Raw genomic sequence first — 22,743 nt, 5'->3', positions numbered from 1 at the left:
CCCGTGACGGTCCTCCTCGCCCTCGTCTCCGCCCTCTGCTACGGCTGCTCGGACTTCGCGGCCGGCCTCGCGGCCCGGCGTACGTCGGTCTGGGCCGTGACCGTGGTCGTGCAGGCCTCCGCGACGGTGCTGCTCGCGCTCGCCTCCCTCGTCACCGCCGGCAGCCCGACGGGTGCCGACCTGCTGTGGGCGGCCCTCGGCGGCGTCGGCAGCGGCGTGGGTGCCGGATTCCTGTACCGCGGTCTCTCCAGCGGCCAGATGAGCGTCATCGCCCCCGTCTCCGGCGTCGGAGCGGCGGTCGTACCGGTGCTCGCCGGCTTGGCGGGCGGCGAGCGGCCGGGCTGGCTGGTGTGGCTCGGCATCGTGGCCGCCTTCCCCGCGATCTGGCTGGTCTCGGCCGCTCCCCGCGAGGAGGGTGCGGAGAGCCGCCTGGGCGACGGCGTACGCGACGGACTGCTGGCCGGCCTCGGCTTCGGCGTCCTGTTCGCCTGCCTCGGCCAGGTGCCGGACGGCTCCGGCACGTGGCCGCTCGCCGTGAACCTCGCCGTCTCGACCCTCGCCGTCGTCGCTCTCGCACTGGTCCTGCGGGGCGACCCGGTGCCCCGCGACCGCCGGGTCCTGGTCGGCGGGCTGGTCCCCGGCATCCTCTCCAGCGGCGCGGCACTGACCTTCCTGCTCGCCTCGCAGCAGGGCTACCTGTCGGTCGCGGGCGTCCTCGCGTCGCTCTACCCCGCCGCGACGGTCGTCCTGGCGCTGCTGGTGCTCCGCGAGCGGGTCACCCGGTGGCAGTCCGCCGGTCTCGCCCTCGCGGTCGTCAGCGTGGTGCTGGTCGCAGGCGGCTGAGCGCCGGATCACCGCTGGGGCGCGTCGCGCACGGTCAGGTCGCGACCAGGTGCTCGACGAAGAATGCGCGGGCGGCCTCGGCGGCGGCCGCCTGCTGGACGCCGTACGCGTCGCAGTGACCGCCGGGGAGCAGGACCAGGCGCTTGGGCTCCCGGGCCTCGGCGTACATCCGCAGCACCTCGTCGGTCGGGGTGACCGTGTCGTGGTCGAGGCACACCACCAGCAGCGGCGTCGGCGAGACCTGCGCGACCCAACGCCCCGGCTCGTAGGTCGCGTAGAGCTCGTGCGAGCGCAGCGTCAGCTCGTTCCGCAGCGTCGTGAGATCACCCGGCGGCGTCGCCCGCAGCCAGGCCCGGAGGTCGTTGCCGAGAGCCGATCCGGCCAGGTCGTCGCCGTCGTGGGCCAGGTCCTCGTCGGTCACGTCCGGCGCGTTGGGCACCGTCGCGGGCGCCCCACCTCGCAGCCGCGCCAGCCGATCCGCGGCGAACTGCTCGCGCATGGCGTCGAGCGTCGCCGCGGGTGCTCTGCGGGAGGCGTTGACCGACCCGCTGACGGTCGGGACCTGCGAGACGACCGCGCGGACACGGCGGTCGGTGGCAGCGAGGACGACGACGTGGCCGCCGGAGTAGCTGGTCCCCCAGATCCCGATCCGGTCGGCGTCGGCGCCGTCGAGCGCGGCCGCGTGGGTGAGGACGTCGCGCGCGTCCGACAGCTGTGCCCAGGGGTCGACCTCCTGTCGGGGCCACCCGTCGCTCGCACCGAGGTTGCGGTGGTCGTAGACGAGGACCGCGATACCTGCCTCGGCGAGGACCTGCGCGTACGCCGGCAGCGCCATCTCCTTCACCACGCCGAAGCCGTGGCTCATCACCACCACGGGGTACGGCGCGGCGTCCTCCGGCCGGAGGACGAACCCGCGCAGCACGGTCCCGTCCGACGTCTGCAGCTCGACGTCCTCGCGGGTCACCACGGGGGCCATCACACCAGGATCAGACCGGGACCGACAGGCTGAGCCCGAAGTCGCCGGCCGGGTCGGTCCACCACTGCTCCACCCGGAGACCGGCGGCCGCGAGCTCGCCGCGTACCCCCTCGGGACGGAACTTCGAGGAGATCTCGGTGCGCATCTGCTCCACCGCGGCGAACTCGACGACGAGGTCGAGCGCGTCGAGGCGGACGGTCTGGGCGTGCGTCGACTCCAGGCGCATCTCGATCCGCTCGTGATCGGCGTCCCAGACCGCGCGGTGGGTGAAGGCGTCGACGTCGAAGTCGGCACCCAGGTCGCGGTTCAGCACGCGCAGCACGTTGCGGTCGAAGTCCGCGGTGACGCCCTCCGCGTCGTCGTACGCCGCCACCAGCCGGTCGACGTCCTTGACCAGGTCGGTGCCGAGCAGCAGCGCGTCGCCGGGGCCCATCGTCGAGCGGACGTCGGTCAGGAAGCGGCGCCGCTGGTCGGGGTCGAGGTTGCCGATCGTCGAGCCCAGGAAGACCACCAGACGCTTCTCCCCACGCGGCAGCAGGCCCAGGTGGTGGTCGAAGTCGCCGACGACGGGACTGATCTCCAGACCCGGGAAGTCGGCGGCCACCGCCGCGGCGGCGTCCTTGAGCACGGCCGGGTCGACGTCGAAGGGGACGAAGCCACGCAGGGTCCCCGCAGCGTCGAGGGCGCTGAGCAGGGCGTGGGTCTTCTCCGAGGTGCCGCTGCCCAGCTCCACCAGCGTCCGCGCGCCGGTGGCCGCCGCGATGTCGTCGGCGTGCGCGGCGAGGATCGCGGCCTCGGCGCGGGTCGGGTAGTACTCCGGCAGGCGGGTGATCCGGTCGAACAGCTCGCTGCCGCGGGCGTCGTAGAAGTACTTCGGCGCGAGCACCTTCGGGCTGGCGGTCAGTCCCTCGCGTACGTCCACCGCCATCTGGCGGGAGAGGTCGGCCGGGTCGAGGTGCACCACGGCGTCGTTCACGCTCATCGCGCGGCCACCGCCGTCTCGCGCTCGCCGTCGACGTCCCAGGCCAGTCGCAGCCCGCAGAAGATCTGCCGACGGACGGGGTGGTCCCAGTTGCGGAACGAGGGGCGCACCGAGGCGCCGCCCACCGACCAGGCACCGCCACGCAGCACCTTGTAGTCGCCGCCGAAGAACGGGGCGGAGTAGTCGGCGTACAGCATCGGCACGAACCCCGGCCACGGGTGGAAGTCCGACGACGTCCACTCCCAGACGTCGCCCATCATCTGCTCGACGCCGTACGCCGACGCACCGGCCGCGTAGGCCCCCACCGGGGCGGGACGCAGCGCCTCGCCGCCCAGGTTGGCCAGCGCCGGGGTCCACTCCGAGTCCCCCCACGGCCAGCGGCGGCGGCGCTCGAGAGCGGGGTCCCAGGCGCACGCCTTCTCCCACTCCTGCTCGGTGGGCAGCCGTGCGCCGGCCCAGGCCGCGTACGCCTCGGCCTCGAAGAAGCACACGTGCTGGACCGGCTCGTCGGCCGGGACCTCCTCGACGAGCCCGAACCGTCGGCGCGAGCCGTCGGGCGCCCAGAACTTCGGGCGCTCGAGACCCGCCTCGACCCGGTGCGCCCACCCACGCTCGGACCACCACTGCGGGTCGTCGTACCCGCCGGCCGCGACGAACTCCGCCCACTCGCCGTTCGTGACCGGCACCCGCCCGATCCGGTACGCGGGCATCTCGACCGTGTGCGCGGGGCGCTCGTTGTCCAGGCTCGCCGGCTCCGTGCCGGCGTCGACGCCGAGCTCGAAGGGCCCGGCCGGCACGAGGACCGAGTCCCGCGGGACGGGACGGCCGCTCGGCAGGGAGGCGCCGCTGCCGAGGAGCGGCGCGCCGGAGCGGAGCTGGTGGGTGGCCAGCATCGTCTCCACGTGCTGCTGCTCGTGCTGCTCGACCATGGCGAAGGGGAACAGGTCCTCGTCCGTGCGCCGCTCCAGACCGTCGAGCACCCGCCCCCGGACGTCGGCGATGTACGAGCGCGCCTCGGCCGGACCCAGCAGCGGCAGGGTGACCCGCTCGGCCCGCGGGTGCTCGAAGGCGTCGTAGAGCTGCTCGACCTTGGCGGAGAGCAGGCCCTGGCAGGCGGCGTTGCCCCCGCGCAGCAGCCACAGGTCCTCCTGCTGCCCGATGTGCGCCAGGTCCCAGACCAGCGGGCTCATCAGCGGGTCGTGCTGCGCGAGCAGCTCGGGCTCGTCGATCTCGGTGAGCCGGTGGGTACGCGCGCGGGCGTCCTCGAGCCCGGCGGCGACCGAGTCGGCGGTGACGGTGGTGGTGCGTGACTCAGGCACGTGCTTCCTCCTCGAGCAGGGACAGCGGTCCGTGGGCGTCGGCGTGGCGGCGAAGCAGGCCGGCCGGGCCGGGCCCGGAGACCAGCAGCTCGACCAGCTCGCCGACCTCGTCGCGCAGCGCGTCGGGTGCGTGGGCGAGAGCGATCTCCAGGCAGCCGACCGCGGCGGCGCGTACGGCCGGGTCCGCAAGCCCGTCGCGCGCCGCGCGCTGCCACTCCTCCGCGACCGGCTCGACGTGCTCGAGCGCCTGCGCCGCGGCATCGGGGTGGTCGACCAACGTCGCCGTGATCGCGGCCATCGCCGGCCACCAGCGGTCCGGCATCGCGTCCAGGCAGCGGATCTCGACCCAGCCGCGCGGTCGGACCGGCGGGAACAGCGTGGTCAGGTGGTAGTCGAGGTCAGCGAGCGTGGGCGCGCGGTCGAACGGCGACTCGCCGCGCAGCCAGGCGGCGAAGGGGACCCGCGTCGTCACCGGCTCGCAGTGGACGCTGCCGTCGTCGGCGGGCTCACCGCGCAGCAGCATCACCGGCGCGGACAGCGCGTAGAAGGCCCATGCCGCCCGCGGCTCGCCCTGCGAGACGGGATCGCTGCGGCCGTGGTCGATCCCCTGCCAGGTGCCCTGCCGCATCGAGTGCCAGCCGTCGCTCGTCCCACCGAGGTACGGCGAGGTGCTCGAGACCGCGAGCAGCACCGGCACCAGGCTGCGGATCAGGTGCAGCCGCTCGTCCCACTGCTCGCGCCGCCCTGCGTCGAGGTTGACCTGCAGCGCAGCGGTCGCCGTCATCATCGCCCGCCCGGCGCCGGCGCAGCCGAGTGCGTCGAAGTGCGTCTCCATGGCGTCGTAGCGCTGGCTCGGGTTGATCCGTCGCGCCGCCCGGGCCGGGTCGGCGCCCAGTGGCGCGGCCCCGAAACCCGCGCCGGACAGTGCGTCGCGCAGCACCTGACGGTCGGCACGCAGCGCCTCGACCGCGGCCACCACGCCGTCGGCCGGCGGGGTGGACAGCTCGATCTGACCGCCCGGCTCGAGGGTCACCGCGCTGCCCTGTGGCATCGCCGGCAGCCCGGCCACGAGGTCGAGTACCTCCGCCCACGTCGGACGGCGCGACGGGTCGTCGGCGGGGACGAGGTGGAGCTCGAGCTCGAGCCCGACCGGCCCGACCTCGCTCTCGGTCAGCGCCGAGTCGAGCACGTGCGCACGAGCGACCTCGACGGGATCGCCCAGCTCGTCGAGCGGCACGTCGTCCTGCACATGCTGGTGGTCGACAACTGCGGTCGCGGTCATCGTCGTACCCCCTCCTGGTCCGGACCGGCCGAGTCTCGGCCGCGGGTCGGTGCGGGGGCGGTCGTCGTGACCGTCCTCGTCGTCGTACCCCTCCACCATCGCGGATACCGGCCCAGAACCCAACACCGGGCGGGCGTGTTCAGCCAGGGTTCACCCCGACGGGCGGTCGTCGCCTCGGTCCGCGTCGATCGCGGTCCGCCACTCCTCCGGCTCCGCGACGACGAACCCGACGGTGGCCCGCTCGCTGCGCACCACGAGATGCGGGGCCGGTGCCGTGCCGCGCGGAGGGCGGCGCATCCCGTCGTAGGTCTCTGCGACGAGGGGTTCCGCTCCAGTGAGGTCGACGTCGAGGCGCCCGCCGGAGAGCTCACGGAACAGCAGCCGACCCGGCGTCAGCACCAGCACCCCGCGCGAGCGCTCACGCAGCACGTCGGCCGTGCCGCCGGCGTACTCCGCAGGCGCGGGACCACGCAGCACGGTGAGCCCGTCGAGCTCGTCGGCGAGGGCGCGACCGGCCGCTGTCGCCTGATGGCGCAGCCGCTGGACCAGGACGACGCCCAGACCGAGCAGCACGACCAGGACGAGCACGAGCCCGACGACGAGAGCGAGCGTCGATCCGTTCACCCGCGCCAGTCAACCACCGCCCACGGAGAGCTCAGGCGGCGCGGCCGAGCGCCCGGGCGACGACCGTGCGGAGCCGCGACCGCGGAGGCACGCGGCGCAGCGGCAGCAGGTGCTCGAGACCCTCCCGAGCGGCCATCATCTCGATCGCGTCGTGCTCGTAGCCGGCGGCCAGCTCCTCGGCCAGGGCGAGGTCACCGTCGGCGACCGCGTTGTTGACCGCCGAGACGTACCCGGCGTGGAGGACGTCGAGATCGTGGACCAGAGAGTTCGTCATGGCGTCATTTTATCGTTCCAACTCGCTGCTGCACGCCATGGCGGAGTTGATCCGCGTCACGCCCGCCGAGACGACAGGGCACCCTCCGCGGTGTGCGGAGGGTGCCCTGTCGTAGTGCCTGTGGAGTGCTGCCGGAGTCAGTCCAGGTAGTCGCGCAGCACCTGCGAGCGGCTCGGGTGCCGCAGCTTGGACATCGTCTTGGACTCGATCTGGCGGATCCGCTCACGCGTGACGCCGTAGACCTTGCCGATCTCGTCCAGCGTCTTGGGCTGGCCGTCGGTGAGGCCGAAGCGCATGCTCACCACGCCGGCCTCGCGCTCGGACAGGGTGTCCAGCACGGCGTGTAGCTGCTCCTGCAGGAGCGTGAACGAGACCGCGTCGGCCGGCACGATCGCCTCGGAGTCCTCGATGAGGTCACCGAACTCGGAGTCGCCGTCCTCGCCCAGGGGCGTGTGCAGGGAGATCGGCTCGCGGCCGTACTTCTGCACCTCGACGACCTTCTCCGGGGTCATGTCGAGCTCCTTGGCCAGCTCGTCCGGAGTGGGCTCGCGGCCGAGGTCCTGCAGCATCTGGCGCTGGACGCGGGCGAGCTTGTTGATGACCTCGACCATGTGCACCGGGATGCGGATGGTGCGGGCCTGATCGGCCATGGCCCGGGTGATCGCCTGCCGGATCCACCACGTGGCGTACGTCGAGAACTTGTAGCCCTTGGTGTAGTCGAACTTCTCGACCGCGCGGATCAGGCCGAGGTTGCCCTCCTGGATCAGGTCGAGGAAGAGCATGCCGCGACCGGTGTAGCGCTTGGCCAGCGACACCACGAGGCGCAGGTTGGCCTCGAGCAGGTGGTTCTTCGCCCGCCGACCGTCGTCGGCGATCCACTCGAGCTCCTCGAGCGCCTTGGGCGTGACCTTGCCCTTCTTGGCCAGCTTCTCGTCCGAGAACAGGCCGGCCTCGATGCGCTTGGCCAGCTCGACCTCCATCTCGGCGTTGAGCAGCGGGACCTTGCCGATCTGCTTCAGGTAGTCCTTGACGGGGTCGGCGGTCGCGCCGGCGACCATCACCTGCTGGACCGGCTCGTCGGACTCGTCGGAGGCGGCGACGACGAAGCCCTTCGACTCGTCCTCCTCCTCCTTGAGAGTCGGGTCGTTGGCGACGTCCTTCTCGAACTCCGCGTCGGGGATGTCGGGGAGGACCTTCTTGCCGTCGGGTCCGACGGCCGCCTCACCCTCGACCGCTCCCGCGACCTTGACGGCGTCGCCGTCCGCGGTGACCGCGACCTCGACGGTCTCGGCGCCGGCGGGCAGTCCCTCACCGGCGTCCTTCGCCGTCGTCGCGGCGCCGCTGGTGGCCGCTGTCTTCTTCGCGGGCGACTTCTTGGCCGGGGCCTTCTTCGCCGCCGCCTTCTTGGCGGGGGCGGTCTTGGTCGCAGTGGCCTTGGTCGGGCTCGGAGACACAGAGAACCTCTCGGGGGCAGACGGGGTGACCGGGTGTGAGAGCACGGCAAGCGCCGCGCCTGTCAAACACCGCTGCGTCATTCTGCCACGACCTGAGAAACAACCAAGAGCGAGGACGGCATCGCGACGTACGACGGCGTCAGGTCGCGCGTGAGGCGTTCCTGGTCGCCGCCTTCTGCTCCTTCTTGTAGGCCCGCACCCGCTCCAGCGACTCGGGCCCGACCACGTCGGCCACGGAGCGGTAGCCCTCCAGCGCGTAGTCCCCCACCGCCTTCTGCCAGCCCTCCGGGCGGCACTCAGCCTGCTTGGCCACGAGCGCGGTGAAGATCTTCGCCTTCTGCTTGCCGAACCCCGGGAGCGCCTCCACCCGCTTGACCAGGTCCGCACCGCTGGCCGCCCCGGTCCAGATCCGCTCGGCTCGGCCGTCGTACTCCTCGGCCACGATGCGGGCGACCGCCTGCACCTTGGCCGCCATCGACCCCGGGAACCGGTGGATCGCCGGCGTCGTCGCCGCCACCGCGGCGAACTCCTCCGGGTCGGCGTCCGCGATCACTCGCGGGTCCAGCGTCCCGAACCGGTCCAGCAGCTTGGCCGGCCCACGGAAGGCGTGCTCCATCGGGTACTGCTGGTCCAGCAGCATGCCGAGCAGCAGGGCGAAGGGGTCGTCCAGTACGGCGTCGGCATGCGGATCACCGGTGATCTTGAAGCCCATGAGCCGATCATCCACCACGGTCCGCCAGCGGCCTCGCGCGTGCCCAGGTGCGCGAGCGGCCGGTCAGCAGGTCCCACCACCCGGCCCGCGTGACCACGACGAAGGACTCGACCGGCAGCCCGCGAGCCGGACCGGCGACCCGGGCAGCGCGCAACCAGGCCAGGTCGGCGTCGGTCGCCGCTGCCCCACCGCCGCGGGAGAGCCACAGGCTGCAGACGTCGTGGGACGCGTACGAGTCCAGCAGCCGACCGAGCACGTCGGCGCGCAGGCCTGCGTCCCAGCCGGGGTCGGGGACCAGGTCGCGGCGGGCACCACCGGGGACGCCGACGTGCACGGTGATCGCGATCCGGCGCCGGCGGTGGTGCTCGGTGACGAAGCGGCGCACCTCCACCGCGAACCCGCGCTCCGACACCGCCTGCTCCACCCCTCACCTCCTCGGCCCCCGCTCGAGGTCACCCTGCCGCCTTCTCGCCGGACGCGCTCGACTCGTCCACAGGGCCTGCGGCCGCCCGCGTTGCTAGCCTGACCGCTCACGCGGGCGTCACAGTGTCGTACGCCGGAGAAGGGGCACCACATGGGAGCGATCGTCGTGGGCTACGTGCCCAAGCCCGAGGGGCACGCCGCACTGGACCGTGCCGTCGCCGAGGCGCAGCTGCGCGGAGCGCACCTGGTCGTCGTCAACTCCAACCGTGGCGCGCACGGTCACCCGGAGGAGCAGACCCGGGAGATCGAGGACGCGCTCAACGAGGTGCGCACCCGGCTCGACGCCAGCGGAGTCGACCACGAGGTACGCCACTTCGTCCGGGGGCTCGAGCCGGCCGAGGACCTGATCAGCATCGCCGACGAGGTCTCCGCCGAGCTGATCGTCATCGGTCTGCGCCGCCGCACGCCCGTGGGGAAGCTGGTGCTGGGCAGCAACGCGCAGCGGATCCTGCTCGACGCCTCCTGCCCCGTCCTCGCGGTCAAGGCGTAGGCCGCACTCCCCCGCGTCCGGCTCAGTCCCACTCGTGGACGGGCACGTTGGCGTGCATCCGCTCGGTGTAGTCCAGCAGCGTCCGCCTCAGCGCCTCGTGCCGCTCGTCGCCCGCGCGCTCACGCTCCCCCACCCGCTCGACGAACCACGACGCACCGTTGCGGCCCGCGACGCACCGACGCTCGACGATGCCCAGCAGCCGGTCGATCTCGTCCTCCCCCGCTCCCCATGCCCGCAGGCCTGCCGCCGCGCGCGGCAGCAGGCGACGGAGCACGAGCTCGGTGGCGGGCACCTGGCCGACACCGGGCCAGTAGACCTGTGCGTCGATCCCGTCCCGGGCGGCGGCGTGGAAGTTGTCCTCCGCCGCGCTGAAGGACATCTGCGACCACAGCGGCCGCTCACTGGTCGCGAGATCGCGCACGAGCCCGAAGTAGAAGGCCGCGTTGGCGATGGTGTCGGCCACCGTCGGTCCGGCCGCGAGGACCCGGTTCTCGACCCGCAGGTGCGGCTCGCCGGCCACGACGTCGTAGACCGGCCGGTTCCAGCGGTAGACCGTGCCGTTGTGCAGGCGCAGCTCGGACAGCTCGGGAGTGCCGCCTGACTCGAGCACCGCGAGCGGGTCCTCGTCGCCGGTCACCGGCAGCAGAGCCGAGAAGTAGCGCACGTTCTCCTCGAACAGGTCGAAGATGGAGGTCACCCACCGCTCGCCGAACCACACCCGCGGGCGTACGCCCTGCGCCTTCAGCTCCTCGCCGCGGGTGTCGGTGGCCTGCTCGAACAGCGGGATGCGGGTCTCGCGCCACAGCTCGCGGCCCAGGAGGTACGGCGCGTTGGCCGCCAGCGCCAGCTGCACACCGGCGATCGCCTGGGAGGCGTTCCAGTACGCCGGGAACTGGTCCGGCCCGACCTGGACGTGCAGCTGGGTGCTCGTGCACGCCGCCTCCGGCATGATCGTCTCCGAGGTGGTCCGGAGCCGCTCGGCACCGGCGATGTCGATCCGCAGGTCCTCCCCCCGCGCGGCGAGGATGGCGTCGGAGAGCAGGCGGTAGCGCGGGTTGGCGCTCAGCGCCGCCGGCACCATGTGCCCCTCCTCGAGGGTCGGGAGGATGCCGATCATCACCTGGTGCGCACCGGACGCCGACGCCTTGACCTCGGCCTGGTTGAGGCTGGCACGCAAGGTCTCCTCGAAGACCGACAGCCCCCGCTCGCGCAGGCGTCGCGGCGTCGAGTTGATCTCGATGTTGAACAGCCCGAGCTCGGTCTGGAAGTCCGGGTCGGCGATCGAGTCCAGCACCTCGGCGTTGCGCAGCACGGGCTCGCCGCGCGCGTCGGTCAGGTTGAGCTCGATCTCCAGGCCCGTCATCGGGTCGTCGGCGTCGAACCGCGCCTCCGCCAGCATGCGGGCCAGCACGTCGAGACTGCGACGCACCTTCTCGCGGTGCTGGGTCCGGTCCGCACGGGAGAACTCCTGGTGCTCGACCTCCTCGCCCATGGACCGACCCTAGACCGAGCGGACGGTGCCGCACCGGGCTCCGGGCAAGGTCGTCGCCGCTCATGACGCCCGATCGTCGACCTGCAGCACCCTGCACCGGTCCGGGTCGGGCGGGTCCCACGACGACGGGGGCACCGCCTGCTGCAGCGCTCTCGCCACCGCACGTGCCAGCTCCACCCCCGGCTCCCCGGGGCGTACGCGGTCGATGGCGCACCACGCCAGGGCCCCGTTGCCGGCCAGCCACGCCGTCAGGGCCAGGACCGCCGACGGGCCCGCGGTGAGCCCGTCCGGGGCGCGCCGCACGATCTCGGTCCACGTCGCGCACAGCGGGCGCGCGCGCTCGCGGGTGAGGTCGAGGCACGCGACCTCACGCTGCTCGTCGGCCTGCACCAGGGCCAGCACCCGGGCCACGTCGTCCTCCTCCACGGGCCGCTCGGGTGTGTCTCGAGGCTGCTCCGCGCGGTCGCAGAGCCAGTCCCGCAACCAGGCCGCCTCGAGGCGCGGGTCGCGGTGCTGGGCACGCAGCTCCTGGACGGCGTACGACAGCCGGCGTGCCCCCTCCTCGTCGGTTCGCACCAAGGAGTCCGCGACCGCCTGCCGGTCCGGGCGCACGACCTCACCGGCGAGGACGTGCTGCACCGTGAACGGGTGGGTCGAGACGTCGTACGGGTGCGGCACGGGCAGGTCCTCGCGCAGGGACCACCAGCGACGTCCGTCGATCCGCACCGCCTCGACCAGGTCGGCCCCCGCCCGCCCGAGGGACGGGCCCACGGCGTCGACGACGAGGACGGCGTCCTCGTGGTCCTCGCTGCAGACCACCAGCATCACCGTGGTGGCGCCGTTGGCCGCGACCGCACGTGCCAGCAGGCCGGCGACCTCCTCGACGTCGTCGGGTGCCCGGGGCAGGTCGACGCGGGCGTGGAACGAGCCGGTCGGCGCGCCGAAGGTCAGCATCACCACCGACTCGGAGGGGTGGAAGCCCAGCACCAGCGGGACCAGGGCGATGACGTCGTCGGTGCTGCGGACGGTGAAGCGCGACTCACCGGCGTCGGACGGCGGCCCGCTGGAGGGGACGTGGGTGCTCATGGCGGCAGCCTCGTGCGGGCCCCGGACGGGAGCGGCCCCCGGCGGTCCGTCCTGTGGAGCACGTCGCAGACGTCGCCCCCTGTGGACGGGGAACGGCTCCGACCGACGTCGGTGCACGGTGGGAGGATCGCGCCATGCGGTCCGCGGCGTCGATCCTGCACATCGACCTCGACGCCTTCTACGCCGCCGTCGAGCAGCGCGACAAGCCGTCCCTGCGCGGCAAGCCGGTGGTGGTCGGCGGGATCGGCGGGCGCGGCGTGGTCGCCACCGCCTCCTACGAGGCGCGCGTCTTCGGCGTCCACTCCGCGATGCCGAGCCACGAGGCGCGGCGGCGGTGCCCGTACGCCGCCTTCCTGACACCACGGTTCGCGGCGTACCAGGAGACCAGCGCACAGGTGATGGGTCTGCTGCGCAGCATCTCCCCCCTGGTCGAGCCGCTGTCGCTGGACGAGGCCTTCGTCGACCTGGAGGCCGCCGACCCCGGACCGGTCGGGCTCGCGACGCTCGACCCGACCGACCCGGACTCGCTGCGCGCGTTCGCCGCCGCCCTGAAGGCCGCGGTCGCGGAGGTGACGGGAGGACTGACCGGGTCGGTGGGCGTCGCCAGCTCCAAGCTGCTGGCCAAGATCGCCAGCGACCTGGACAAGCCCGACGGGCTGGTCGTGGTCGAACCCGGCAGCGAGACCGACCTGCTGCGGCCGATGTCCGTGGGGGTCATTCCCGGGGTGGGGCCGGCGACCAGCGAGCGGCTGCGGCGGATCGGCGTCCACACCGTCGACGAGCTGCTCGGCGTCACCGAGGACGAGCTGGTCCGCACGCTCGGGCAGGCCCACGGCCGCGCGCTGCACCAGATGGCCCGCGCACGCGACGACCGGGCCGTCGAGCCCGAGCGGGAGGCCAAGTCGGTGAGCATCGAGGACACCTACGACGTCGACCACGTCGACCGCCGGCTGCTCGAGGGCCTGATCGAGCGCCAGGCGGTCAAGGTCACCGAGCGGCTGCGCGCCGCACGGCTCTCCGGTCGTACGGTCACGCTGAAGGTCCGGATGCACGACTTCTCCACCCTGACCCGCTCCTCCACGCTGCGCAGCCCGACCGACGAGCCCCGCGTCATCGGCACGACGGCCCGGTCGCTGCTCGCCGACCTCGACACCTCCGGTGGCGTCCGGCTCCTCGGCGTGGGTGTCTCGGGCCTGGCGGACTGGGTGCAGGAGGACCTCTTCGCCGAGGAGGGGCCCGCACCCGACGACGTGGCCGAGCCGGACTCCCCCGTGCCAACGGACCTGCCGGAGGTCAGGCCGCCGTACTCGCCCGGCGTGGACGTCGAGCACGACCAGCACGGACGAGGCTGGGTCTGGGGTTCCGGTCGGGGCGTGGTCACCGTGCGGTTCGAGAGCGCCGACACCGGCCCCGGACGGGTGATGTCCTTCCCCCTGGACGATCCCGAGCTGCGCTCGCTGCACCGGCCGCGGCGCTGAGCCTCAGCGCAGCAGCCGCAGGCGTACCGCGTCACCGGGGCGCAGCTGCGCGCACGCGGCCAGGTCCTCCGGCTCCACCACGCCGACGACCGGGTAGCCGCCGGTCGTCGGGTGGTCGGCCAGAAACACCACCAGCTGACCGCTCGGCGGGACCTGCACGCTGCCCAGCACGAGGCCCTCGCTGGGCAGCTCACCGTCGCGGGCGCGCTCCAGCCCGGCGCCGTCCAGACGGAGACCGACCCGGTTGGAGTCGCCGGAGACGGTGTACGTCGCCTGCTCCAGCCCGGCGAGCGAGGCGGAGGTGAACCAGTCGTCCCGCGGGCCCAGGCGCAGCCGCAGCTCGCGCCGGACCGGTACGGGTGCGGCCTCCGCGTCGGAGGGCGCGCCGCGACCTGCCCCCACCGGCAGCCGGTCACCGTCGGCCAGCGGAGCCGGGCCGGTACCCGACAGCACGTCGGTCGACCTCGACCCCAGGACCGGCGGCACGTCGATCCCCCCGTCGACCGCGACGTACACCCGCAGCCCCTGCGTGGGCGCGCCGATCTCGACGCGACCGCCCCGCGGGACGCCGACCGCGACGCCCCACGGCAGCAGGCGCCCCTCGACCCGGACCGGGGCGAACGCCCCGGTCACCGCCACCCCGGTCGAGGCCTCCGCCTCGAGGACGACGCCACCCAGCAGGCACTCCAGCCCGGCGGCGTCCTCGGGGTTGCCGACCAGCCGGTTGGCCAGCCGGAGCGCCGGCTCGTCCAGGGCCCCGGAGCGTGGGACCCCGAGGTGGGCGTACCCCGGGCGCCCGCAGTCCTGCACGGTGGTCTGCGGCCCGGCCGAGACCACCCGGAGCGACGTGGGCGGGCGTCCCGTGGACGCCGCGTCACCCACGGACGAACCTCACGCGAGTCCCGGGCGGCAGCAGCGCGGGCTGCTCGGACCCGGCGTCCCACAACCGCACCTCGGTGCGCCCGATCAGCTGCCAGCCCCCCGGCGACGCGGTCGGGTACACGGCGGTCCAGGGCCCGGCCAGCCCCACCGACCCGGCGGGCACCGATGCCCGCGGGTCGGACCGGCGCGCGACCGTACGGTCCTCCGGCAGGCCGGTGCAGTACGCGAACCCCGGCGCGAAGCCGCAGAACGCCACGCGGAACTCGGTGGCCAGGTGCAGCTCGACCACGTCCTCCTCCGTGAGACCCCACTGGTCGGCCACGGCACCCAGGTCGGGTCCGTCGTACGTCGTCGGCAGCTCGACCAGCCGACCGGGGGGTGTCTCGACGGCCTCGAGCCTCCACGCACCGATCTGCTCGGCGGTACCCGCCGGGTCGGCCAGGCCGTCCAAGAGGACGGTGGCCGCCGCGGGGACCAGGTCGCGCACCGCCAGGCCGCGACGACGTACCTCGGCGTGCAGGGCAGTCGCCTCCTCCAGCCCGGCGCAGTCGACGAGCAGTGCGTCCCGACCGGCCCTGCGGACGGTCACCACGTGCTCACCACGCCCGGACCTCGATCCCGGCCGCCTCGAGGGCTGCTCGTACCCGCGTCGCCGCCTCGACGGCACCCGGCGAGTCCCCGTGCACGCAGACGGAGTCGACCTCGCCGGCCAGCCGGACCGCGTGAGCGGCGATGTCATCGGGGTCCTCGACCAGCGCGCCCGGCTGATCGCGCGGCACGAGACCCCCGCCGTCGGTGTAGCCGCGGTCGGGGAACCCCTCCAGGATCGTCCGCCGCCCTCCCACGGACGCCAGCTCGAGCAGCAGCGAGCCGGGCAGCCCGAGGACCGGCAGGTCGCCCGACCCCTCCAGGACCGCTCGTGCCTGGAGCTCGTCGCGCGCCGTGCGGTGGTAGAGCGCTCCGTGCGGCTTCAGGTACGCCACCTCGCCCCCGGCGGCACCTGCGTGCCGCCGCAGCGTCGCGACCTGGTCGGCGACCTGCTCGCGCAGCAGGGCGGGCTCGACGTCGAGCTCGCGCCGCCCGACCCCGGCGCGGTCGGCGTAGGAGACCTGCGCTCCGAGCACCACCCCGCGAGAGACCGCAGCGCGGCACACCGTCGCCATCACCCGGTCGTCCCCCGCGTGGTAGCCGCACGCGACGTTGGCGCTGGTCACCACGGCGAGCAGCCCCTCGTCGTCGGTGACTCCCTCGCCCAGGTCCGCATTCAGGTCCACTCCCATCCGACCATCATCCTCGTGACGAAGCCCACCTCGAGGGTCGGGCCTCGTCCGCTCGTCGAGGATCGACTGAGAAGTCTCTGAGAAGGGCGGGTTGAGGGATCGAGAACGCCGGCTCGCACGTCATAACTGGTGAGCGACGCGGAGGCGGCTACCACCCGGTGGTGGGGAATCCAAGGCGGAGCCGATCCGTTGGCACAGATGCAGGCAGACGTTCCCGTCGGCCTACGAGGAAGGAGCTTCAGTGACCACGACTCGTACTGAGCGAGAGATCGAGGGACGCGACAGCGTCGGGCTGTACCTCGACGAGATCGCGCGCACGCCGCTGCTCGACGCCGCGACCGAGGTCGAGCTGTCGAAGACCATCGAGGCCGGTCTGCTCGCGGAGAAGCTGCTCGAGCAGGGTCGTGTCGGCCGCCGCAAGGGCGGTGCTCCCGGCAACGCCTCGCAGGCCGAGCTGGTGTGGATCGCCGCCGAGGGTCAGCGCGCCATCCAGCAGTTCATCAACGCCAACCTGCGCCTGGTGGTCTCCATCGCCCGCAAGTACGGTCGCTCCGCCATGCCGATGCTGGACCTGATCCAGGAGGGCAACACCGGTCTGATCCGGGCGGTCGAGAAGTTCGACTACGCCAAGGGCTACAAGTTCTCCACGTACGCCACGTGGTGGGTGCGACAGGCGATCACGCGCGGCATCGCCCAGCAGGCACGGGTCGTCCGTCTTCCCGTGCACGTCGTCGAGGAGCTCAACCAGGTCTCCGGCGCCCGCCGGACGCTGGAGCGGCAGCTCGGGCGTGACCCGGAGCCCGAGGAGGTCGCCGCCGAGCTCGACATGGACATCGACCGCGTGCTCGACCTGCTGTCGTGGGGCCGCGACCACGTCTCGCTCGACACCCCGATCGACGAGGACGGCGACACCTCGCTCGGCGACCTGATCGCGCAGGAGGGCAGCCCGGGCCCCGACCTGACGGTGCTCGACGTCGAGTCGCGTGACCGGCTGGCCGCACTGGTCGGCCTGCTCGACGACCGGTCGGCCGACATCGTCCGTTCGCGCTACGGCCTCAGCGACGGTCGACAGCACAAGCTCGCCGACATCGGCGCGAAGCACGGCATCTCCGCGGAGCGGGTACGCCAGCTCGAGCGCGAGGCGATCGCCCGGCTGCGCAAGCTGGCCGACCCCGACCTCGCCGCCTGAGCCCGACGCCGGGCCGAGACTCAGCCGTCGCTGCGCTGCAGCTCCTCAACGACCTCCGCGACCCGGTCGCGGAGGTCGTCGCGCGTCCCGGTGTTGTCGATGACGTGGGTGGCGATCGCCAGGCGCTCCTCACGCGACGCCTGGGCGGCGATCCGTGCGCGCGCATCCCCCTCCTCCCACCCGCGGTCCCGGACCATCCGGTCGACCTGCAGCTGCTCGGGCACGTCGACGACCAGCACCGCGTCGAAGTCGGCACGCCGCTCGGCGCCTCCCTCGGCGAGCAGCGGGATGTCGTGGACGACCATCGGCGTGTCGCCCGCCTCGTGCTCGAGCGCGGCGATCCGCGCGTGGACCAGCGGGTGCACGATGCCCTCGAGGCGCTTGCGCGCACCCTCGTCGGCGAAGACCAGCCGCCCCATCGCGGGGCGATCGAGCTCACCGTCGTCGGCCAGCACCTCCTGTCCGAACGACTCGACGACCGCGCTCAGGCCGGGCGTCCCCGCCGCGACGACCTCACGCGCGAGAACGTCCGCGTCGATCACCACGGCGCCGTGCTCCGCGAGCAGTGCGGCCACCGTGCTCTTGCCCGAAGCCACACCCCCGGTGAGCCCGACCCGACGGGTCACTGCCCCCCGCCGTCCGACGAGCGACGCCTTCTCAGCGCGAGTCCGCCAGCGAGCACGCAGAGCAGCGCGAGGACGAGCGGCACCCAGGCACGGGTGCCGATCCCCTTCGAGGCCGGCTCGTCGTCAGCCGTGCTCGCCGATGACGCCTCGTCGCTGCTCGTGGGCGACGCCGAGGCGGACGCGGAGGCGGACGTCGCCCCGCACGAGGTCGCGGTGACCGTCGAGCTCGCGGTGTTGCCGAAGGTGTCCCGGACCGAGTACCTCAGCGGAGGGGTCTTCCCGTGCCAGCCCTCGGCCGGTGTGAAGCGCACCTCGCCGCCCTTCAACACGTGCCACGCCCCCTGGTCGGTGCGGACGACACCACCCGGGCCCGTGTCCGCGAGCCGCAGCGTGCCGGGGAGCAGGCGCGCGTGCCGCTTGTCGTACTCGTTGGTCCCCCGCCAGCCGGCGACGTCGTTGGCGAGCGGGCGGACGACACCTCCTCGGGCACAGGCCTTCAGGGAGTCGGGGAACGCGCTGGCGCCGTCGTACACGACGTAGGCGAGCACGTGCGAGGCGACGTAGTTGCCCTCGGTGTCGACGATCGCGAACTTGAGGATCGCGTCGCGGCCGGGCCCGTCGTCACCGAGCGGACGCCGCTGGAACGACGGGTCGACGGTGAAGGTGATCCGCCCGTCGTCCAGCCTGGTCCAGGTGCCGACGCCGCGCGCGTCGACCTGCCGGTCGGCCACGGGCTTCGCACCGGGCCACAGCTCGGTCTTGGCGTACGCCGGCCGCCCGGCGCAGAAGTCCGCGGACCGCGCCCCGGGGAAGGTGATCGTCGACTGGCCCGGACGGAGCTGGATCACGTTCGACGCCTTGTCCGGCCGCGGGCAGGACTCCGCTGCCGCGGCCCGGGACGGCGTACCGATCGCGAGTACGGCCGCGACGACGCTCAGTCCGAGCGCTGCGCCGAGCACACGACACCCGGCCACGAGCGGGTGGGCTGTCCACTTCCTGGTGGTCATCGTCTCTGGGATCCCCTGTACTTCACGCACGGACAATCCTCGGGCGCCGCCGTGCCGGCCGTGGAACGGGCCAGCGAGTGCTCCCCCACACCTGCCGAGCCGGTCGCCAGCAAAGCACACGCGTTGACCCGATCGAGACCTTCTCACCCGTCCGTCAGGCCGTTCCGAGCAGTTTGTCCGATTTGACGGTGCGAACTATGGCCGAACGGTCATTCTTGGTGAACGCCGAGGACGGCCGAACGGCACGAAGCGCCCCCGGCCGTCGGCCGGGGGCGCTCGTCATCCTCCACTCACACGTCAGGTCACGTGGTCCGGTCCGGAGGACCGCCACCTCACCCGGAGGACGTACCGGAGACGGCTCAGAAGTGGCCGCCGGCGGGGTTGAGAACGCTGTCGATCAGGTAGACCGTCGCGTTGGCGGTCTGGACGCCACCGCAGATCACCTTGGCGCCGTTGACGGTGATGTTGTCGTCGGAGCCCTTGACCGTGATCTTGTTGCCGGCCAGCGTGCTCTGCTCGCCGTCGACGTCGGAGGGGGCCAGCTGGCCCTGCACGACGTGGGTCGTCAGGATCGTGGTCAGCATCTTGGCGTTCGCGGGCTTCGCCAGGTCGGCGACGGTGGCCTTGGGCAGCTTGGCGAAGGCCGAGTCGACCGGGGCGAAGACCGTCAGCTGACCGCTGTTGAGGTCGTTGACCAGGTTGACGTCCGGGTTGATCTTGCCGGACACGGCCTGCACCAGGGTCTTGAGCAGCGGGTTGTTGCTCGCGGCGGTGGCCACCGGGTCCTGAGCCATGCCGTCGACCGAGCCGGCGCCGTTCGGCACCTGCTTGGCGTAGTCGGCGCAGCCCGGGCCCACCAGGTTGGCGGCCGGGTCGGCCGACGCGCTGTCCGAGCTCGAGGAGCTGGAGTCGCTGCTGGAGGAGTCCGACGCGGTGCCGCTGTCGTCGGAGCTGGAACCGCAGGCAGCGGCACCCAGGAGCGCGACAGAGCAGGAGGCGGCGGCGAACAGCTTGCGGGTCTTGATCGTCATCCTTGCTATCCCTTCGTTGGGTCGTGCGTTCCCTCTTCTCGTCCGCATGGTCGCGGCGGTCACGAGACGACCAGCGTTCTGCTGTCCCATCCCGTGGCCCCGTCGGGGCGAGGTGGCACCCGATCGGAAGTCTGTGTGTAGCCGGTCTTGTCCGTGGCGCGGACCTGGACGCTGACGTTGCCGCTCTGACCTGTCTCAGCGGGCTTCCAGCGGTAGACCCACTGGCGCCAGTTGTCGATGGAGTCCTCGGTGGCCAGGTCGGCCTCCACCCAGTCGGCGTCCCCGATCTTGAGCTCGACCTTCTCGATGCCCCGCTCCTGCGCCCAGGCCACGCCGGCGATCGGTACCTCGCCGGAGACCTGGCTGAACGCAGCGGGCGTGTCGATCCGGCTGAAGGTCTTGATCGGCGCCTGGTCCTTCCAACCGCGCTTGGTCCAGTACGTCGAGGCATCGGAGAACGTCGTCAGCTCCATGTCGGTGACCCACTTGGTCGCCGAGACGAAGCCGTACAGGCCGGGGACGACCATGCGCACCGGGAACCCGTGCTCCAGCGGCAGCGGCTGGCCGTTCATCCCCACCGCGAGCAGCGCGTTGCGGTCGTCGGTCAGCGCCTTCACCGGCGTCGTGATCGTCATGTCGTCCGCGCTGGTGGAGACCATCGCGTCGGAACCGCTCCGGACGCCCACCCGCTCGAGGATCTGCTTCATCGGCACCCCGAGCCAGGTGGCGTTGCCGGCGTACTGGCCGCCGACCTGGTTCGACACGCAGGTCAGCGTGATCCGGTCCTCGACGAGGTCCATGTCGAGGAGGTCGCGGAAGGACAGCTGCAGCTCGTTGTCGACCATGCCGTGGATCCGCAGCCGCCACGTGTCGGCGTCGAGCTGCGGCACCTGCAGAGCGGTGTCGACACGGTAGAACGTGGAGTTCGGCGTCATGTACGGCGTGATGCCCTTGATGTCGAGCGCCGTACCACGCGGGATCGGCTTGGCCTTGGTCGTCGCAGCCGGCAGCGTGACGTCGGCGCGGGAGGCCTCCCCCGCCTTGCCGAAGAACTGTGACGCCCCACCGCCCACGACAGCGACACCGCCGCTGGCCAGCGCCGCACCGAGGAAGACCCGGCGGTCGAACCCGGCAGGTGCCGAGGCGCCCGATCCTCCGGTACGGCGCCAGGACCTGCCGAGGAGCCACAGCAGAGCCACCGAGACGACGGTCGCCACCAGGCCCGGCACGACACTCGCCACGGTGATCTCGACGCCGAGACTGGTGAAGATCGCCGAGGCCAGCGCCACCAGGTTGAGGACACCGGTGATCACCAGGGCAGGAACGAGCCGCCTGGTCGCGAGGACGCCTACCAGTGCACTGAGGATCGCGACGACGGCGAAGACCGAGATCAGGAGCACGAGCTTGTCTTTCTCGCCGAGCTTCTCGACCGCGAAGTCCTTGAGCCACCCGGGGGTGAACTGGATGACGCGGTCACCGAGCGCGTACGCCGAGGACGTGCCACCGAGGAGCGCGGCCAGGAGCATCGAGGCCCCGACGCCTCCCGCGGCCGCGAGCAAGCCGGCGAGCGCACCCCACAGGACGGTCGTGCCGCGGCGGCTCTGACGAAGCATGCCCGGAGTTCGTCACCTGGATCGCCGCGGTTTGGTCACCGGCACGAAACTTTTGTGGCGCCTGTGAAAACGCGGAACGGGCCCGGACCCCCGCGTGGGGGTCCGGGCCCGTGTCGGCCCAGGGGGCGGGACCTACTCGTCGCCGCCGGTGAGCTTCTCGCGCAGCGCCTGCAGCGCCTCGTCGGAGGCCAGCGAGCCACCGTCGGCGGTGCTGCTCTCCTCGGCGCCGGCACCCGAGGAGTACGAGGTGGCCTCGCCGGCCTCGACCTCGGCCTTGGCCGCCTCGGCCTGCTGCTTGACGTGGGCCTCCCAGCGGGCGTGCGCCTTGGCGTACTGGTCCTCCCAGGCCGCGCGCTGCTCGTCGTAGCCCTCGAGCCACTCGCCCGTCTCCGGGTCGAAGCCCTCGGGGTAGATGTAGTTGCCCTGCTCGTCGTACGACGCCGTCATGCCGTAGAGCGTCGGGTCGAACTCGTCGACGTCCGTGGCCGCGACCGTCTCGTTGGCCTGCTTGAGCGACAGCGAGATCCGGCGACGCTCGAGGTCGATGTCGATGATCTTGACCATCACGTCGTCGTTGACCTGGACGACCTGCTCGGGGATCTCCACGTGGCGCTCGGCCAGCTCGGAGATGTGCACCAGGCCCTCGATACCCTCCTCGACCCGCACGAACGAGCCGAACGGCACCAGCTTGGTGACCTTGCCGGGCACGATCTGGCCGATCTGGTGGGTACGGGCGAAGTGCTGCCAGGGGTCCTCCTGCGTCGCCTTGAGCGAGAGCGACACGCGCTCGCGCTCCATGTCGACGTCGAGCACCTCGACGGTGACCTCGTCGCCCACGGCGACGACCTCGGAGGGGTGGTCGATGTGCTTCCAGGACAGCTCGGAGACGTGCACCAGGCCGTCCACGCCGCCGAGGTCCACGAACGCACCGAAGTTGACGATCGAGGAGACGACGCCCTTGCGGATCTGGCCCTTCTGCAGCTGCGTGAGGAAGCCGTGGCGGACCTCGGACTGCGTCTGCTCGAGCCAGGCGCGGCGGGACAGGACCACGTTGTTGCGGTTCTTGTCCAGCTCGATGATCTTCGCCTCGAGCTCGCGGCCGACGTACGGCTGGAGGTCGCGCACCCGGCGCATCTCGACCAGCGAGGCGGGCAGGAAGCCGCGCAGCCCGATGTCGAGGATCAGGCCGCCCTTGACGACCTCGATCACGGTGCCGGTGACGACGCCGTCCTCCTCCTTGACCTGCTCGATCGTGCCCCAGGCGCGCTCGTACTGGGCGCGCTTCTTGGACAGGATCAGCCGGCCCTCCTTGTCCTCCTTCTGGAGGACGAGGGCCTCGACCGCGTCACCGACGCCGACGACCTCGTTGGGGTCGACGTCGTGCTTGATGGACAGCTCGCGCGAGGGGATGACGCCCTCGGTCTTGTAGCCGATGTCCAGCAGCACCTCGTCGCGGTCGACCTTGACGATCGTGCCCGCGACGATGTCGCCGTCGTTGAAGTACTTGATGGTCTCGTCGATCGCGGCGAGGAAGTCCTCCTGCGAACCGATGTCGTTGACCGCTACCTGCGGTGCCTCGGTCTCGGGCTGGAGGGTCGGAGTGCTCGTCATGGAGTGGAT

Annotated in this window: 23 protein-coding genes; 4 read left to right on the top strand and 19 right to left on the bottom strand. The window is 72.4% G+C overall.

The features are described from left to right. The first annotated feature begins 3 nt into the window (after positions 1-3). Positions 4-843, top strand: coding sequence for a DMT family transporter (locus tag IEX42_RS01220; RefSeq protein ID WP_188777500.1), 840 nt, complete (start codon positions 4-6; stop codon positions 841-843). A gap of 34 nt (positions 844-877) precedes the next feature. Here the strand turns inward: IEX42_RS01220 and IEX42_RS01215 are convergent, their stop codons facing one another. The 9 genes from IEX42_RS01215 to IEX42_RS01175 all read right to left on the bottom strand — a co-directional run bounded on the left by IEX42_RS01215 (position 878) and on the right by IEX42_RS01175 (position 8,890). After that, positions 878-1,819 (bottom strand): alpha/beta hydrolase, encoded by a 942-nt coding sequence (locus IEX42_RS01215; RefSeq protein WP_229660488.1) that lies wholly within the window; start codon positions 1,817-1,819, stop codon positions 878-880. A gap of 10 nt (positions 1,820-1,829) precedes the next feature. Further along, positions 1,830-2,801 (bottom strand): L-histidine N(alpha)-methyltransferase, encoded by a 972-nt coding sequence (gene egtD / locus IEX42_RS01210; RefSeq protein WP_188777498.1) that lies wholly within the window; start codon positions 2,799-2,801, stop codon positions 1,830-1,832. Further along, positions 2,798-4,120, bottom strand: a complete 1,323-nt coding sequence (gene egtB / locus IEX42_RS01205) for an ergothioneine biosynthesis protein EgtB (protein ID WP_188777496.1) — start codon at positions 4,118-4,120, stop codon at positions 2,798-2,800. The genes egtD and egtB overlap by 4 nt, the downstream gene beginning before the upstream one ends. Continuing rightward, positions 4,113-5,402 (bottom strand): ergothioneine biosynthesis glutamate--cysteine ligase EgtA, encoded by a 1,290-nt coding sequence (gene egtA, locus IEX42_RS01200; protein ID WP_188777494.1) that lies wholly within the window; start codon positions 5,400-5,402, stop codon positions 4,113-4,115. The genes egtB and egtA overlap by 8 nt, the downstream gene beginning before the upstream one ends. A gap of 150 nt (positions 5,403-5,552) precedes the next feature. Beyond that, on the bottom strand, positions 5,553-6,026 hold the full coding sequence (locus IEX42_RS01195) for a hypothetical protein (protein ID WP_188777492.1): 474 nt from the start codon (positions 6,024-6,026) through the stop codon (positions 5,553-5,555). Positions 6,027-6,057: 31 nt separating this feature from the next. Continuing rightward, positions 6,058-6,300 carry a hypothetical protein gene (locus IEX42_RS01190; RefSeq protein ID WP_188777490.1) on the bottom strand — a complete coding sequence of 81 codons (243 nt, stop codon included), beginning with the start codon at positions 6,298-6,300 and terminating at the stop codon, positions 6,058-6,060. Between the two features lie 137 nt (positions 6,301-6,437). Further along, positions 6,438-7,835, bottom strand: coding sequence for an RNA polymerase sigma factor (locus IEX42_RS01185; protein ID WP_188777488.1), 1,398 nt, complete (start codon positions 7,833-7,835; stop codon positions 6,438-6,440). A gap of 58 nt (positions 7,836-7,893) precedes the next feature. After that, a complete protein-coding gene (locus IEX42_RS01180) occupies positions 7,894-8,466 on the bottom strand; it encodes an HhH-GPD-type base excision DNA repair protein (protein WP_188777486.1) in 573 nt (190 codons plus the stop codon). Positions 8,467-8,473: 7 nt separating this feature from the next. After that, positions 8,474-8,890 (bottom strand): hypothetical protein, encoded by a 417-nt coding sequence (locus tag IEX42_RS01175; RefSeq protein WP_188777483.1) that lies wholly within the window; start codon positions 8,888-8,890, stop codon positions 8,474-8,476. 150 nt (positions 8,891-9,040) lie between these two features. Here IEX42_RS01175 and IEX42_RS01170 point away from each other — a divergent pair, with 150 nt between their 5' ends. Then, positions 9,041-9,439, top strand: coding sequence for a universal stress protein (locus IEX42_RS01170; RefSeq protein WP_188777481.1), 399 nt, complete (start codon positions 9,041-9,043; stop codon positions 9,437-9,439). Positions 9,440-9,461: 22 nt separating this feature from the next. Here IEX42_RS01170 and IEX42_RS01165 read toward each other — a convergent pair whose 3' ends face one another. Together IEX42_RS01165 and IEX42_RS01160 are read right to left on the bottom strand one after the other, a co-directional pair. Next, positions 9,462-10,931, bottom strand: coding sequence for a glutamate-cysteine ligase family protein (locus IEX42_RS01165; RefSeq protein ID WP_188777479.1), 1,470 nt, complete (start codon positions 10,929-10,931; stop codon positions 9,462-9,464). A 60-nt stretch (positions 10,932-10,991) separates the two neighbouring features. Beyond that, a complete protein-coding gene (locus tag IEX42_RS01160) occupies positions 10,992-12,017 on the bottom strand; it encodes a DUF4192 domain-containing protein (RefSeq protein WP_188777477.1) in 1,026 nt (341 codons plus the stop codon). Positions 12,018-12,151: 134 nt separating this feature from the next. Between IEX42_RS01160 and IEX42_RS01155 the strand changes: the two genes are divergently transcribed. Then, positions 12,152-13,495, top strand: a complete 1,344-nt coding sequence (locus IEX42_RS01155) for a DNA polymerase IV (protein WP_188777475.1) — start codon at positions 12,152-12,154, stop codon at positions 13,493-13,495. Positions 13,496-13,498: 3 nt separating this feature from the next. Here the strand turns inward: IEX42_RS01155 and IEX42_RS01150 are convergent, their stop codons facing one another. From IEX42_RS01150 to IEX42_RS01140, 3 genes are read right to left on the bottom strand one after another with little or no spacing between them, the layout of a single operon-like run. Further along, a complete protein-coding gene (locus tag IEX42_RS01150) occupies positions 13,499-14,377 on the bottom strand; it encodes a 5-oxoprolinase subunit C family protein (protein WP_188777473.1) in 879 nt (292 codons plus the stop codon). Continuing rightward, positions 14,370-14,966 (bottom strand): 5-oxoprolinase subunit B family protein, encoded by a 597-nt coding sequence (locus IEX42_RS01145; protein WP_188777471.1) that lies wholly within the window; start codon positions 14,964-14,966, stop codon positions 14,370-14,372. Before IEX42_RS01145 ends, IEX42_RS01150 begins: the two co-directional genes overlap by 8 nt. Before the next feature lie 7 nt (positions 14,967-14,973). Further along, positions 14,974-15,657 carry a LamB/YcsF family protein gene (locus tag IEX42_RS01140; RefSeq protein WP_188777470.1) on the bottom strand — a complete coding sequence of 228 codons (684 nt, stop codon included), beginning with the start codon at positions 15,655-15,657 and terminating at the stop codon, positions 14,974-14,976. A 241-nt stretch (positions 15,658-15,898) separates the two neighbouring features. Between IEX42_RS01140 and IEX42_RS01135 the strand changes: the two genes are divergently transcribed. After that, positions 15,899-16,846 carry a sigma-70 family RNA polymerase sigma factor gene (locus tag IEX42_RS01135; RefSeq protein ID WP_188777468.1) on the top strand — a complete coding sequence of 316 codons (948 nt, stop codon included), beginning with the start codon at positions 15,899-15,901 and terminating at the stop codon, positions 16,844-16,846. A 20-nt stretch (positions 16,847-16,866) separates the two neighbouring features. On the opposite strand, the gene coaE is transcribed toward IEX42_RS01135, so the two are convergent. The 5 genes from coaE to rpsA form a co-directional block, all read right to left on the bottom strand. Then, a complete protein-coding gene (gene coaE / locus IEX42_RS01130) occupies positions 16,867-17,472 on the bottom strand; it encodes a dephospho-CoA kinase (protein ID WP_188777466.1) in 606 nt (201 codons plus the stop codon). Continuing rightward, positions 17,469-18,509 carry an Ig-like domain-containing protein gene (locus IEX42_RS01125; RefSeq protein ID WP_188777464.1) on the bottom strand — a complete coding sequence of 347 codons (1,041 nt, stop codon included), beginning with the start codon at positions 18,507-18,509 and terminating at the stop codon, positions 17,469-17,471. Before IEX42_RS01125 ends, coaE begins: the two co-directional genes overlap by 4 nt. Before the next feature lie 329 nt (positions 18,510-18,838). Next, complete coding sequence (locus tag IEX42_RS01120) at positions 18,839-19,510, bottom strand: fasciclin domain-containing protein (protein ID WP_188777463.1); 672 nt, start codon at positions 19,508-19,510, stop codon at positions 18,839-18,841. A 59-nt stretch (positions 19,511-19,569) separates the two neighbouring features. Then, positions 19,570-21,123 (bottom strand): molybdopterin-dependent oxidoreductase, encoded by a 1,554-nt coding sequence (locus IEX42_RS01115; RefSeq protein ID WP_229660486.1) that lies wholly within the window; start codon positions 21,121-21,123, stop codon positions 19,570-19,572. Positions 21,124-21,255: 132 nt separating this feature from the next. After that, positions 21,256-22,734 (bottom strand): 30S ribosomal protein S1, encoded by a 1,479-nt coding sequence (gene rpsA, locus IEX42_RS01110; RefSeq protein WP_188777460.1) that lies wholly within the window; start codon positions 22,732-22,734, stop codon positions 21,256-21,258. Positions 22,735-22,743: the final 9 nt, after the last annotated feature.

The organism is Marmoricola endophyticus (assembly GCF_014644415.1).
GTDB classification, from domain to species: Bacteria; Actinomycetota; Actinomycetes; order Propionibacteriales; family Nocardioidaceae; genus Marmoricola; species Marmoricola endophyticus.
The sequence above is the reverse complement of the archived record's forward strand: the minus strand, read 5'-3'. Positions and strand labels throughout refer to the sequence as shown.